The organism is Arthrobacter sp. SAFR-044 (assembly GCF_051965175.1).
Lineage (GTDB): Bacteria > Actinomycetota > Actinomycetes > Actinomycetales > Micrococcaceae > Arthrobacter.
Genome location: NZ_JBQCMK010000010.1, coordinates 58156 through 71568, shown reverse-complemented (window position 1 = coordinate 71568; position 13413 = coordinate 58156). Strand labels below are relative to the sequence as shown.

Here is a 13413-nt window from a genome sequence, read left to right as displayed (position 1 = left end):
CAGCAGTACGTCGTCGTAATCATCGGACCAATCCTGCGGAGCAGCAGGAATGACGGTTAGGAAATCACATGGCAACAGAGACAGTTGCAAAACCCCGCACCAGCGCGCGCGTGCACGTCCAAAAGTTCGGGACATTCCTGTCCGGCATGATCATGCCCAACATCGGCGCGTTCATCGCCTGGGGCATCATCACCGCCCTCTTCATCGAGAAGGGGTGGCTGCCCGTTCCGCAGCTCGGTGGTTTCGGCGAGACCGGAGGTAAGCCCAACATCGGCCTGGTAGGCCCCATGATCACCTACCTCCTGCCGCTGCTGATCGGCTACACCGGCGGCAAGATGGTCTATGACGTCCGCGGCGGCGTGGTGGGAGCCATCGGCACCATGGGCGTGATCGTGGGCGCCGGCATCCCGATGTTCATCGGCGCCATGATCATGGGCCCCCTTGGCGGCTGGACCATGAAGAAGATCGACTCGATCTGGGACGGCAAGATCCGCCCCGGCTTCGAAATGCTGGTCAACAATTTCTCGGCCGGCATCTGGGGCGCCCTCCTGGCGCTGCTGGGCTTCTACGGCATCTCGCCGGTTGTCACGGCCTTCAGCGAGCAGGCCGGCAAGTTCGTTGAGTTCCTGGTGCAAAACGGCCTCCTGCCGCTGACCAGCATCTTCATTGAACCCGCCAAGGTCCTGTTCCTTAACAACGCCATCAACCACGGCGTGCTTACCCCGCTGGGCGTGCAGCAGTCCCTCGAGCAGGGCAAGTCCATCCTGTTCCTGCTGGAAGCCAACCCCGGCCCCGGCCTGGGCCTCCTGCTCGCGTACGCGTTCTTTGGCCGCGGTGCCGCCAAGGCCTCGGCCCCCGGCGCAGCCATCATCCAGTTCCTGGGCGGCATCCACGAAATCTACTTCCCGTACGTCCTGATGCGCCCGCTGCTGATCCTGGGTACCATCGCCGGCGGCATGACCGGCATCGCCACCCTCGCCGTCACCAACTCCGGCCTGGTGGCGCCGGCCGCGCCTGGCTCCATCTTCGCCGTCCTGGCGCAGACCTCCCGCGACAGCTACTTCGGCGTGATCCTCTCCGTGGTGCTCGCCGCCGCAGTCTCCTTCCTGGTGTCCTCGGTCATCCTGAAGACCACCAAGCACAGCGACGAGGCGGACCTGGGCGACGCCACGTCCCGCATGGAGGCCATGAAGGGCAAGAAGAGCTCGGTAGCCTCCACCCTGACCGGTGCCGGTGCGGGGACTGCCGCAGCCGCCGGCCGCGGCGGAGTGGGCGTGCTGGCCGGTCCCGTCCGGAACATCGTGTTTGCGTGCGACGCCGGCATGGGCTCCAGTGCAATGGGCGCCTCGGTGCTGCGGAACAAGATCAAGGCGGCGGGCTTTCCCGACGTCAAGGTCACCAACGCCTCCATCGCCAACCTCAGCGACACCTACGACGTCGTGGTCACCCACCAGGACCTCACCGAACGCGCCAAGCCGGTCACCTCCAGCGCCGTCCACTACTCCGTGGACAACTTCATGAACAGCCCCCGCTATGACGAAATTGTCGAGCTGGTCCGCGACAGCAACACCGAGGGCGGAACGGCCGACGCCGGGACCACCCACGGTGCCCACGCCGCGGACGTGCCCGTGGACGCAGCGCCCGCTGCCGCGGCTGCGGGAGGCGGCACAGCTGCCGCTGCCAACGGCTCCGCTGAGATCCTGGCCCGCGAGAGCGTGGTGCTGACCGGTTCGGCCACCACCCGCGATGCCGCCATCGACGAGGCCGGCCGGCTCCTGCTGGCACGGGGCGCGGTGGATGAGGGCTACATTGCCGCCATGCACGAGCGCGAGGAATCCGTGTCCACCTACATGGGCAGCTTCCTGGCCATCCCGCACGGCACCAACGCCGCCAAGGACCACATCCGAAAGTCGGCCGTGTCCGTCATCCGCTACCCGGAGGGCATCGACTGGAACGGCAAGCAGGTCAAGTTCGTGGTGGGCGTCGCAGGCATCAACAACGAGCACCTGCACATCCTGTCCTCCATCGCCAAGGTGTTCACCAGCAAGGAGCAGGTGGCCCGGCTGGAGGCTGCCACGTCCGAGGACGAAGTCCTGGAGCTCTTCGGAAAGGTCAACGCATAGTGAAGGCAGTACATTTCGGTGCCGGAAACATTGGCCGCGGCTTCGTGGGCCTGCTCCTGCACGATGCAGGCTACGAGGTGGTGTTCGCGGACGTGGCCGAAGAACTCATCACCCGGCTCTCGCAGGCGGACAGCTACGCGGTGCACGAGGTAGGGGAGAATCCCGCCGTGCGCACCGTGGACAACTTCCGGGCGTTGAACTCCAACGCCCAGGAAGCTGAGCTGGTCCGGGAAATCTCGACGGCGGACATCGTCACCACGGCGGTGGGCCCGCACATCCTGAAGTTCGTGGCGCCCGTGATCGCCAAGGGCATCGTTGCCAGGGAACCGGGGCTGGCCCCCCTGCAGGTGATGGCCTGCGAGAACGCCATCAATGCCACGGACGTCCTGGCCAAGGAGGTGGCCTCCCAGCCCGGAGTCACCGCGGCCGTGCTGGATGGCAAGGCGGTGTTTGCCAACACCGCCGTGGACCGGATCGTACCCAACCAGGAGGCCGGGCAGGGGCTGGACGTCACGGTGGAGACCTTCTACGAGTGGGTCATCGACCGCACGGCCTTCGGCGATTCCGCTCCAGTGATCCCGGGCGCCACCTTCGTGGATGACCTCTCGCCGTACATCGAGCGGAAGCTGTTCACCGTGAACACCGGGCATGCCTCTGCCGCGTACCTCGGCTTCGAAGCGGGCCTGGAGAAGATTTCGGATGCCATGGCGGACCAGGATGTGGCCGAGGACGTGCGGGCCGTGCTGGAGGAAACCAAGCAACTCCTGGTGGCCAAGCATGGGTTCAGCAACGACGAGCAGGAGGCCTATGTCCAGAAAATCCTGGTCCGGTTCTCCAACCAGTACCTGCCGGACACCGTGAACCGGGTGGGCCGCGCCCCGCTGCGGAAGCTGAGCCGGCATGAGCGGTTCATCGGCCCGGCCGCGGAACTGGCGGAACGGGGCGTGGTGCCGGAGGCCCTGCTGGGTGCCATCGCCGCAGCCCTGCGCTTCACCGATCCCGCGGATGCGGAAGCCACCGAGCTGGCGGGCATCCTGGGCTCGGCCAGCCCCGCCGACGCCACGGCGAAGATCACCGGGCTCGAACCGGACCACCCGCTGTTCAATGCCGTTGCCACCCTGGTGGAGGAGCGGCAGGCGGAATTGGCCAGCACTCCCGCCTGACCGGGCCGCCTTTCCGGCTAACCGACGTACTGCCTAAACCACGACGCCGGCACTCAAGCGAGTGCCGGCGTCGTGGGTTTCCTGTGCAAAGCTGGGCGTGTGGTCCCTACTGAAGATGCTGCTCCTGCTCTGTTCACGGCCGACGTCGACGGCGGGACGTTCCGCCTCCGCCACGCCACCCGCGCCGACCTGCCCGCCATGGTGCGGCTGCTGGCTGACGACGCCCTGGGTGCCGGCCGCGAAACCTCGCAGGACATGGAGCCGTACGGGCGCGCCTTCGAAGCGATTGCGGCAGACCCAAACCACCTGCTGGTGGTGGGGGAACAGGTGCCGCCAGGTGAAGCCGCCGGACCTGTGGTGGCCACTTTCCAGCTGAGTTTCCTCCCCGGCATCTCCCGGCAGGGTGCCTGGCGCTCGCAGCTCGAGGGCGTGCGGGTTGCGGCGTACCTTCGTGGGAAGGGCATCGGCAAGCTGATGGTGGGCTGGGCGGTCGGGGAGTCGCGCGAGCGCGGCTGTACCCTGATGCAGCTGACCACCCACAAGAGCCGCGCCGCGGCCCACCGGTTCTATGAGCAGTTGGGCTTCGAGGCCAGCCATGTCGGCATGAAGCTGCCGCTGTAAATCCTTGACTGTTAGGTGCCCTAAATGTTAGGCTACCTAACAATGAATACCAATGATCCCAAGCTGCAGGAACTCGCCAGCGGATTCCGTGAAGCCCTCCGCCACAGTGTCTACCTGGTCCGCCGCCTCGACGCGGACGGCGAACTCAGCGCCGCCCAGCTCAGCACCCTCAAGATGCTGCTCGGCGAAGGCCAGCGCGTCGGTGAGATCGCCCGGAACCTCGGTGTCCGGGTGCCCAGCGCCACCGAACAGATCATCAAGCTCGAACGCGCCGGCCTGGCCCGCCGCGAGCCGGACCCGGCAGACTCCCGCGCCGTCCGGGTGATCCTCACCCCCGAGGGCCGGGCCGCCGTCGACGCCGCGAACAAGCGGCGCAACCAAGTCATGGCCGACATCCTCAGCACCCTCACCGAGCAGGACCGCAAGGCCCTGGCGGACGCGCTGCCGGTTATCGACAAAATCAACGCTTCCCTCCAGAACTGAACCAGCAAAACACGCCACGAATTTAGGAGTACCCTCCATGGACGGCCAGCTCGCAGAAACCCTGCCGGCACCAGAATCGACCCTGCAGGCAGAAAAGGCCTCGTTCCTGAAGCAGCCCAAGGCTGTGTGGGCCACCGCCCTCGCCGCGGTGTTCGCTTTCATGGGCATCGGGCTGGTGGACCCCATCCTCCCGGCCATCGCCACCAACCTGGACGCCAGCCCCAGCCAGGTATCCCTGCTCTTCACCAGCTACTTCCTGGTCACTGCGCTGGCCATGCTGATCACGGGTTTTGTCTCCTCCCGTATCGGTGGCAAGAGGACCCTGCTGATCGGCCTGGCCGTCATTGTCGTCTTTTCGTCGCTTTCCGGCCTGTCCGGCAGTGTTAGTGAGCTGGTGGGCTTCCGTGCCGGGTGGGGGCTGGGCAACGCCCTCTTCGTGGCCACCGCACTCGCCGTGATCGTGGGTGTGGCCAGTGGCGGCGCCGGTACCGCCATCATCCTCTACGAAGCCGCACTGGGCCTGGGCATTTCACTCGGCCCGCTCCTGGGCGCCCTCCTGGGCGGCTGGCAGTGGCGCGCACCGTTCTTCGGCACCGCCGTCCTGATGGCTGCCGCCTTCATCGCGCTGATTGCACTGCTGCCCAAGACCCCGCTGCCCGAACGCAAGGTGCGCCTGCGCGATCCGCTGCTGGCACTGGGCCACAAGGGACTGCGGACGTCGGCGGCCAGCGGCTTGTTCTACAACTACGGCTTCTTCACCATCCTGGCTTTCACCCCATTCATCCTGGGCATGGACGCGTACGGCATCGGTGGCGTGTTCTTCGGCTGGGGCGTGGCCGTCGCCGTGTTCTCCGTTTTCGTGGCCCCGCCCCTGCAGGCCCGCTTCGGCGCCGTGAAGGTCCTGACGGGCACTCTGTTCCTGCTCATGCTGGACCTTGCGGGCCTGGGACTGGCGGCCGGGCACTCGGTTCCTGCCGTCGTCGTCCTGGTCATCGTTGCCGGTGCGCTCCTGGGCGTCAACAACACCATCTACACCGAACTGGCCATGGGCGTCTCCGATTCTCCCCGGCCCGTGGCGTCCTCCGGCTACAACTTCGTCCGCTGGATGGGAGGCGCCCTGGCACCGTTCGCGGCGGCCCAGCTCGGCGAACACTTCGGCCCGCAGGTCCCGTTCTTCGCCGGGGCAGTGGCCATGGTGATCGCCATCCTGATCGCCTTCGGCGGCCGGGCCTACCTTTCCTCGCACGAACCGCACGTCGTGTAACCGCGCCTCAAGCAGTAAACAACAAACCCTCCATCACGCCAGGTGATGGAGGGTTTGCTGTTTTCGGGCGAAAGCTGATGGGGCGTCGCCGGAAAGGTTGCCGGATGTGATGGGGCGTTAGTTGGCCTTCGCAGAACCCTTCGGCACGAACAGCGTCTCCGCCTGCTCCAGGGACATGCCGTTGGTCTCCGGGACCTTGAACATCACGAAGAAGAAGGACGCGGCGGCGAACAGGGCGTACATGGCGTAGGTCAGCGGCAGGGACGCGGACGCCATGACCGGGAAGCTGAGGGTGATCACGAAGTTCGCCACCCACTGTGCGGCAGCGGCCAGGCCCAGGGCCCGGGCACGGATCCGGGACGGGAAGATCTCGCCCAGGAGCACCCACACCAGCGGTCCCCACGAGGCGCCGAAGCTGATGACGAAAACGTTGGCGGCCACCAGGGCCACCGGACCCCACGCGCCCGGGAGGGTGATGTCCTCGCCGGAACCTGTGGCGGAAGAGAACGCCAGGGCCATGGCGCCCAGGGACACAGCCATTCCCACGGAGCCGGCCAGCAGGATGGGCCGGCGGCCCACCCGGTCCACCAGGGCAATGGCCACCAGGGTGACCAGGATGTTGGTGATGGACGTGGCCACCGAGATGGCCAGGGAGTCCTTTTCCTGGAAGCCCACAGCCTTCCACAGGGTGGTGGAGTAGTAGAAGATCACGTTGATGCCCACGAACTGCTGCAGCACTGACAGGATGATGCCCACCCAGACCACTGCCTGCAGGCCCAGGGTCTTGCCGCGCAGCGAGCCCTTCTGGCCGGCCACCTTGTCTTCCTCGATGGCTTCCTGGATCTCACGGATGTGCCGGTCGGTGTCCTCGGCGGGTGCGATGGAGGCGAAGACCTTCCGGGCCTCCTCTTCCTTGCCCTTGAACACCAGGAACCGCGGGGACTCCGGCAGGGTGAAGGCTATCCAGCCGTAAACCACGGCGGGAACGGCGGCGGCCAGGAACATCCACCGCCACGCCTCAATGCCCAGCCAGAAGTGCTGGTCCGCGCCGCCTGCGGTGGTGGCCAGGAGCGCGTCGGAGAGCAGCGCGGCGAAGATACCGGTGGTGATGGCCAGCTGCTGCAGCGATGCCAGGCGGCCGCGCACCTGCCGCGGTGAAATCTCGGAAATGTAGGCCGGGGCAATGACCGATGCCAGGCCGATGCCCAGCCCGCCCACCAGGCGCCAGAACACCAGGTCCCAGACGCCGAACGCGAACCCGGTGCCCACGGCGCTGACCAGGAACAGCAGCGCGCCCAGCTTCATGGCGGGGATGCGGCCATGGCGGTCCGCCACCTTGCCTGCCAGGAAGGCGCCGGCCGCGCAGCCCAGCAGGGCGACGGCCACGGCGAAGCCCGTCACGGCCTCGGAGAGCGCGAATTCTTCCTTGAGGGCGTCTACGGCACCGTTGACCACGGACGAATCGAAGCCGAAGAGGAATCCGCCCACCGCCCCCGCAAGTGCCAGCCAGATCACCCGCCGCGGTATCCCGGTGTTGGTCTGCTCCTGTGCAGTGGGCATGGCTCTCCCTGGGTTTGGGGGTTTATGGATGCGGTGCGGACGTCGTCGGCTGCGGTACCGGCCAAAGGGGCCGGCGCACACGCGCTACACAGTGTGGCACGTCACCGCCGCAGGTTCCACTTGGCGCCCCTTGTCCCCTTAAACGCCGGACGACGACGGCGGGCCGTGCCGCCGTCGTCGTCCGTTCAGTGCGCTCCCGGGCTGGAGCACCTGGCTAGTGCGCCGGAATCTCCATGCTGTCCCTGTCCTGCGGGGATGCCTTCTGGTCGGTCAGCTTCTTCCGGGGGAGGGCGAAGCTGATGAGGAACGCCAGGCCAGTCAGGGCTGCCGCCGTCAGCATCACCGCGTCAATGGACGTGGCGAAGCCTTCGGTGATGGGCCTGGTCAGGGTGCTGTTGGCGGTGTGCAGCCAGCTGGTGTCGTTCAGCGAGTCGTTGGACGCACCGTTCTTGAAGAAGTCGTACAGCTTGGCGTTGGCTGGGTCCGACGCCACGGCTGGGTCCTTCAGGACGGCCAGGTAGGCGGGGTCCGTGGCGGCAGCCTTCATGCTGTCGGCAATCCGGCCGGCAGCCAGGCTGAACAGCATGGAGATGAAGACGGCGGTTCCCACGGCACCGCCCATGGAGCGGAAGAACGCTGCCGAAGAGGTCCCCACGCCCATGTCCCGGGGCGGTACCGAAGTCTGCATGGCCAGCGTGAGCGGCTGCATGCAGAAGCCCAGGCCGAGGCCGAAGAACACCGCAATCAGGCCCGGCACCCACAGGTCCGTGTCCACCTGCAGCGAGAAGCCCATCACCAGGGCGGCCGCGGTCAGGATGCCGGTACCCATGATGGGGAAGATGCGGAACGTGCCGGAGGCGGAGATGGTGCGGCCGGCGGTGATGGATCCGAACAGGATGCCCACTGTGAAGGTGATCATCATCAGGCCGGCTTCGGTGGGGGTGAGGCCCTTCACGAGCTGAAGGTACATGGGGAGCATTGCGATGGCGCCGAACATGCCGATGCCGATGATGAAGTTCAGCAGCGAGGACAGGCCGAACGTGACGTTGTGGAAGAGCCGCAGCGGGATCAGGGCGTAGTCGCCGGCGCGTTTTTCCGCCAGCAGGAACCAAGCGATGCCCACCACGCCCAGGCCGTAGCAGAGGAAGGAGTTCAGCGAGGTCCAGCCCCAGGTGCGGCCCTGTTCGGCCACCAGGAGGAGGGGAACGATGGCTACGGTGATCGCTGCGGCGCCCCAGTAATCGATCTTCTGCTTCAGGTGCTTGGCGGGCAGGTGGAGGAACAGGAACACCACGGTCAACGCCGCCAGCCCGATGGGGAGGTTGATGAAGAACACCCAGCGCCAGCCGTCAAAGCCCAGGATGTTGGCGGAGCCTGCAAACGCGCCGCCCACCACCGGACCCAGGACCGAGGAAATGCCGAACACGGACATGAAGTAGCCCTGGAACTTGGCGCGGTCCTTGAGCGAGACGATGTCGCCGATGATGGTCAGCGCCAGGGCCAGCAGGCCGCCGGCGCCCAGGCCCTGGATGCCGCGGGCAACGGCGAGTTCGGTCATCGAATGCACTGAGCCCGCGTAGAGCGAACCCACCAGGAAGACGGCGATCGCGGCCAGGTACAGCGGGCGGCGGCCGAAGATGTCGCTCAGCTTGCCGTAGAGGGGGGTGCTGACCGTCGAGGTGATCAGGTACGCGGTGGTGGCCCACGCCTGCAGGGAAAGCCCGTCCAGGTCGTTGGCAATGGTGTAGATGGACGTGGAGACGATGGTCTGGTCAAGGGATGCCAGGAACATGCCCAGCATCAGGCCCACCATTACGGTGACGATCTGGCGTTGCGTCAGGGCTTCTCCGGCGCCTGGCGCGGCAGTGGTTTTGGACATGGGTGCTCCAAGGGGAAGGAAAAAGGATATAAGCAGTGATAGTTGCTTTCAGTAACTATCTTACTGGTTCTTTTGTTCCCCGGCCTGCCTCTTTTGCTGCGGTACCTTTTGCCCTTCCTTTACGGCTCCACGAGGATGCCGTCCGGGTCGCACCAGACGGTGGCTCCGGGACGGAACGTCACGCCGTCGATCACCACGTCCACGTCCACCTCGCCGGCGCCCGCTTTCAGGCTCTTCCGGGGGTTGCTCCCGAGGGCTTTGACCCCGAGGTCCAGTGCAGCGATCGCCAGCCGGTCGCGGATGGCGCCATTGATGACGACGCCGGCCCAGCCGTTGGCCACGGCGCTTTCGGCGATCATGTCCCCCATCAGGGCAGTGCCCAGCGAGCCGCCGCCGTCCACCACCAGTACCGCCCCGTTCCCCGGGGAGCCCAGTATGGACTTCACCAGGGCGTTGTCCTGGAAGCAGCGGATGGTCCGGACCGGACCACTGAAGTGGGACCGGCCGCCCAGCGACTGGAACTGCAGGGACACTGATGCCAGTTCGTCGTCGCGCTCGTCATAGAGATCGGCGGTGTTAACAGCTGGGGTGGATGGTGCGGTCACAGGGCTCTCCTCGCGTAGTGGTGGAATATGCACATGCGGCGCCTTGCGGAGGGCGGCGCGTTTACCGCCCACGATAGTCTGGTCGCACCGCCAACCGGCCCGCACCAGGGGGAGCACGCCATGAGTCTGTCCGATACGCCCGCGCCGGACGGCACCTTCGCAGGCAAAACCCCGACGGCGGCGCTCGCCGAGCCGGTTGAAAGGGTCACCGCCCGCTGGGTCACCGGGCTGGTGCTGGTGAACGTGGGCATCAACGCCGCCTTCTTCGGCCCCATCAACGTCTTCATCGGCCAGCAGGCCATCAGTATCGATGCACCTTCCAAGGAAGCCATCCTGTCCCTGGTTACGGCCTGCGGCGCCGCCGTGTCGCTGGTGGCCAACCCCCTCTTCGGTGCCCTGTCGGACCGGACCACGTCACGGTTCGGGCGGCGGGCGCCGTGGGTGCTGGCCGGGGCAGTGCTTGCCACCGCGGCGCTGCTGGCCATGTCCTTCTCGGGTGCCGTGGCGCTCATGGTTCTCTTCTGGTGCCTGGTGCAGCTGGGCGCGAACGCCGCCTACGCTGCCATCACCGCAGCAGTCCCGGACCGTGTGCCGGTGGTCCAGCGCGGGGGAGTGGGCGGACTCGCGGCAATGGGCCAGACCCTCGGCATCCTCGCAGGGGCGGTCTTCGGCGCCGTGGTTTCAGGGAATTTCATGGTGGGCTACTGGCTTTGCGCGGGGGCGCTGCTTTTGTCCGTGCTGCCGTACCTGTTCCACCGGAACGACCCCGCACTTCCGAAGGATGCCCGCAGCACGTTCCGCTGGAGCGGTTTCCTGCGCGGTTTCTGGATCAGCCCCCGGCGGTACCCGGACTTTGCCTGGGCCTGGCTGACCCGTTTCCTGGTAAACGTGGGCAACCAGCTGACCATTGTCTACCTGCTCTTCTTCCTGCGGGACGTCATCGGTCACGAGGATCCGGCCACCGGTGTACTGGTCTTGACCGGTATCTATGCCGTGATGGTGATGATCACTGCCGTAGCCGCAGGACCGTGGAGTGACCGGGTGGGGAGGCGGAAGCCTTTCGTCATCGGATCCTCGGCAACCATCGCCATGGCCGGTGCCATCATGGCGTTCTTTCCTGTGTGGCCCGGGGCGCTGGCCGGTGCCGCCGTCCTGGGCATCGGGTTCGGCGCCTACCTGGCCGTGGACTTTGCGCTGCTGACCCAGGTCCTGCCCTTTGCCGCCAGCCGGGGCAAGGACATGGGGGTCATCAACGTGGCCAACTCCCTGCCGCAGGTGGTCGCTCCGGCACTTGCGCTGCTGGCCGTGAACTACGGGGGCGGCTACCGGACGCTGTTCCTCACCGCAGCGGTCATTGGCCTGCTGGGCGCCGTCTTCGTGGTGAAAATCAGGGGCGTCGACTGACCCCTGGGGCACCTGAAGGTAAGGCCGCTGACTAATGATGGCGCGTGCCCGTGCCGTATAGTTGAACCGGGCTGCAGGGCGGTACGGAAGTGGGGGCGCTCCTGGCCGCAGTCCCTACGACACAACCCCGGAATGCTGATGCCCGAGACTTTTTCAGACCATCCGCCCATGGCCGCCAGGCCGTCCGCTCCACGCCAGCGCCTCCGCTACGCACGGATCCTCGACACCGCTGCGGGGTTCGCCCGCACGGGACTCGACGCCGTGGAGCTCTCCGAGGTCGCGGAAAAAGCAGACGTACCGCTCGGCACCCTCTACCGGTATTTCCCCTCCCCCACCCATTTGATGCTGGCACTGTACCGGCAGCAGCTGGACGAACTGCAGGCGGGCTCCCGCGGTTCGTCCCCCCGCTTCCGGGGACGGGCGCTCTCCAGCCTGCTGATGGAGATTTTCCATATGCGCGTCATGCAGCCCGCGGTGGAGCAGTGCCTCAGCCGTGGCGTGTACCTGCCGGAAAAGGACACCACGGAACTCCTGCGCGAGATCGACGCACTCAGTGAAAAGCTCGTGGCCGGGGCGTGCGGTGACGCGGTGGGAGCGCGGGTGCTCCTCCTGACAGTCACTGGTCTGGTCCAGTCCGTTCGCAACCGCCGCCTCTCCCTCTTCGAGGCAGAGGAAGACCTTAAAAAGGCCTGCGGCCGGCTCTCGCCTGCCGCCGAGTCCGGGTTAACAGTGAGTCGATCTGCGTAACTGGTCTAGACCAGAACAGGATTAAATCCGCCATAATCGCGTGATGCGGACCACAAAACCCGCTGCCAAAACGTTTTTTCTACGCTTACGCTTGTCAAGAGGTGCCGTCAGCCCTGCTTGAGGCTGCCTACCATGGAGGCACCGGAGCGGCAGGGCGGAAACATCCCCGGCGTTCCCACGGACCCGCCACCCCTGGGTTTCCTGTCGCACTACTTTCCATGCTGGCCCCCAGCTCCACGTGCCGTGCGCCCACGGCAAGCACCAGGAGACAACGACGTGTCCATTGACGCAATCACCGCCACCGACAATTCAGCAGCCACGGCCCTGACCGAAGACGAGATCTTCAGCGCCCACCAGGGCGGCAAACTGTCCGTCACCAGCACTGTTCCGCTGTCCAACAAGCGGGATCTGTCCATCGCCTACACGCCCGGTGTGGCCGAGGTCAGCCGCGCCATCCATGCCAAGCCCGAACTCGCCCGCACACTGACCTGGGCCGAGCGCCTGGTGGTCGTTGTCAGCGATGGCACCGCCGTCCTGGGTCTGGGCAACATCGGCGCCAGCGCCTCGCTGCCCGTCATGGAAGGCAAGTCCGCCCTGTTCAAGACCTTTGGCGACCTTGACTCCATTCCCCTGGTCCTCAACACCACCGACGTGGACGAGATCGTGGAGACCCTGGTCCGCCTGCGTCCCAGCTTCGGTGCCGTGAACCTTGAAGACATCTCGGCGCCCCGCTGCTTCGAGCTTGAGGAAAAGCTGATCGAAGCCCTGGACTGCCCGGTCATGCACGACGACCAGCATGGCACTGCCGTGGTTGCCCTCGCCGCACTGACAAACGCGGCCAAGGTGACCGGCCGCGGGCTTGAGGGGCTGAAGGTAGTGGTGTCCGGTGCCGGTGCGGCGGGGATCGCCGTCGCCGAAATCCTGCTCGCAGCCGGCATCACCGACGTGGTCCTGCTCGATTCCCGCGGCGTCATCAACAGCAGCCGCCCGGACCTGGCCGCTGACACGGCGGGCAAGAAGGCTGACATTGCCGGCCGCAGCAACCCCCGCGGCATCACGGGTGGCCCCGCCGAAGCGCTGGCCGGTGCCGACGTCTTCATCGGCGTCTCCTCCTCCAAGCTGGACGAGGCCCACCTGGCCACCATGAACCAGGACGCCATCGTGTTCGCGCTGTCCAACCCGGACCCCGAAGTCCTGCCCGAGGTTGCCGTGAAGTACGCCGCCGTCGTGGCCACGGGCCGCAGCGACTTCCCCAACCAGATCAACAACGTCCTGGCGTTCCCCGGCATCTTCCGCGGGGCCCTCGACGCCGGCGCCCGCCGCATCACCCCTGCCATGAAGCTTGCCGCGGCGCGCGCCATTGCCGGGCTTGCCGCCGAGGACCTGTCGGCCGACTACATCGTCCCCAGCCCGCTGGACCCCCGCGTGGCCCCGGCAGTCACCGCGGCGGTCGCCGCAGCGGTGGAAGCGGAGTAGGGCTCCTTCCTTCCGGAACCCACGACGGCGGTGCCTCCTTTGCTGAAGGAGGCACCGCCGTCGGGCGTTAAGGCGCTGATCCGGCCCC

The 13413-nt window shown here is 66.5% G+C and carries 11 protein-coding genes; 8 read left to right on the top strand and 3 right to left on the bottom strand.

Features of this window, described 5'->3' with window-relative positions; translation table 11 throughout:
* The first annotated feature begins 68 nt into the window (after nt 1-68).
* From ACTHQS_RS15780 to ACTHQS_RS15760, 5 genes are all read left to right on the top strand, one after another.
* Entirely contained in the window at nt 69-2123 is a 2055-nt protein-coding gene (locus ACTHQS_RS15780; protein ID WP_440170769.1) for a PTS mannitol transporter subunit IICBA, read from the top strand.
* Nucleotides 2123-3286: a mannitol-1-phosphate 5-dehydrogenase gene (locus ACTHQS_RS15775; protein ID WP_440170767.1), complete on the top strand. Its 1164-nt coding sequence runs from the start codon at nt 2123-2125 to the stop codon at nt 3284-3286. The genes ACTHQS_RS15780 and ACTHQS_RS15775 overlap by 1 nt, the downstream gene beginning before the upstream one ends.
* A 129-nt stretch (nt 3287-3415) precedes the next feature.
* Entirely contained in the window at nt 3416-3907 is a 492-nt protein-coding gene (locus ACTHQS_RS15770; RefSeq protein ID WP_440170994.1) for an N-acetyltransferase family protein, read from the top strand.
* 42 nt (nt 3908-3949) lie between these two features.
* Nucleotides 3950-4390: a MarR family winged helix-turn-helix transcriptional regulator gene (locus ACTHQS_RS15765; RefSeq protein WP_440170764.1), complete on the top strand. Its 441-nt coding sequence runs from the start codon at nt 3950-3952 to the stop codon at nt 4388-4390.
* Nucleotides 4391-4427: 37 nt separating this feature from the next.
* A complete protein-coding gene (locus ACTHQS_RS15760; protein WP_440170761.1) occupies nt 4428-5654 on the top strand; it encodes an MFS transporter in 1227 nt (408 codons plus the stop codon).
* A gap of 117 nt (nt 5655-5771) precedes the next feature.
* On the opposite strand, the gene ACTHQS_RS15755 is transcribed toward ACTHQS_RS15760, so the two are convergent.
* The 3 genes from ACTHQS_RS15755 to rraA all read right to left on the bottom strand — a co-directional run bounded on the left by ACTHQS_RS15755 (nt 5772) and on the right by rraA (nt 9698).
* Nucleotides 5772-7214, bottom strand: a complete 1443-nt coding sequence (locus ACTHQS_RS15755; RefSeq protein ID WP_440170758.1) for a sugar porter family MFS transporter — start codon at nt 7212-7214, stop codon at nt 5772-5774.
* Between the two features lie 214 nt (nt 7215-7428).
* Entirely contained in the window at nt 7429-9093 is a 1665-nt protein-coding gene (locus ACTHQS_RS15750; protein WP_440170756.1) for an MDR family MFS transporter, read from the bottom strand.
* Nucleotides 9094-9212: 119 nt separating this feature from the next.
* Nucleotides 9213-9698 (bottom strand): ribonuclease E activity regulator RraA, encoded by a 486-nt coding sequence (gene rraA / locus ACTHQS_RS15745; RefSeq protein ID WP_440170754.1) that lies wholly within the window; start codon nt 9696-9698, stop codon nt 9213-9215.
* 120 nt (nt 9699-9818) lie between these two features.
* Here rraA and ACTHQS_RS15740 point away from each other — a divergent pair, with 120 nt between their 5' ends.
* From ACTHQS_RS15740 to ACTHQS_RS15730, 3 genes are all read left to right on the top strand, one after another.
* Nucleotides 9819-11102, top strand: coding sequence for an MFS transporter (locus ACTHQS_RS15740; protein WP_440170751.1), 1284 nt, complete (start codon nt 9819-9821; stop codon nt 11100-11102).
* A gap of 138 nt (nt 11103-11240) precedes the next feature.
* Nucleotides 11241-11849 carry a TetR/AcrR family transcriptional regulator gene (locus ACTHQS_RS15735; RefSeq protein WP_440170748.1) on the top strand — a complete coding sequence of 203 codons (609 nt, stop codon included), beginning with the start codon at nt 11241-11243 and terminating at the stop codon, nt 11847-11849.
* Between the two features lie 276 nt (nt 11850-12125).
* Nucleotides 12126-13325, top strand: coding sequence for an NAD(P)-dependent malic enzyme (locus ACTHQS_RS15730; RefSeq protein ID WP_440170746.1), 1200 nt, complete (start codon nt 12126-12128; stop codon nt 13323-13325).
* The last annotated feature ends 88 nt before the right edge of the window (nt 13326-13413 follow it).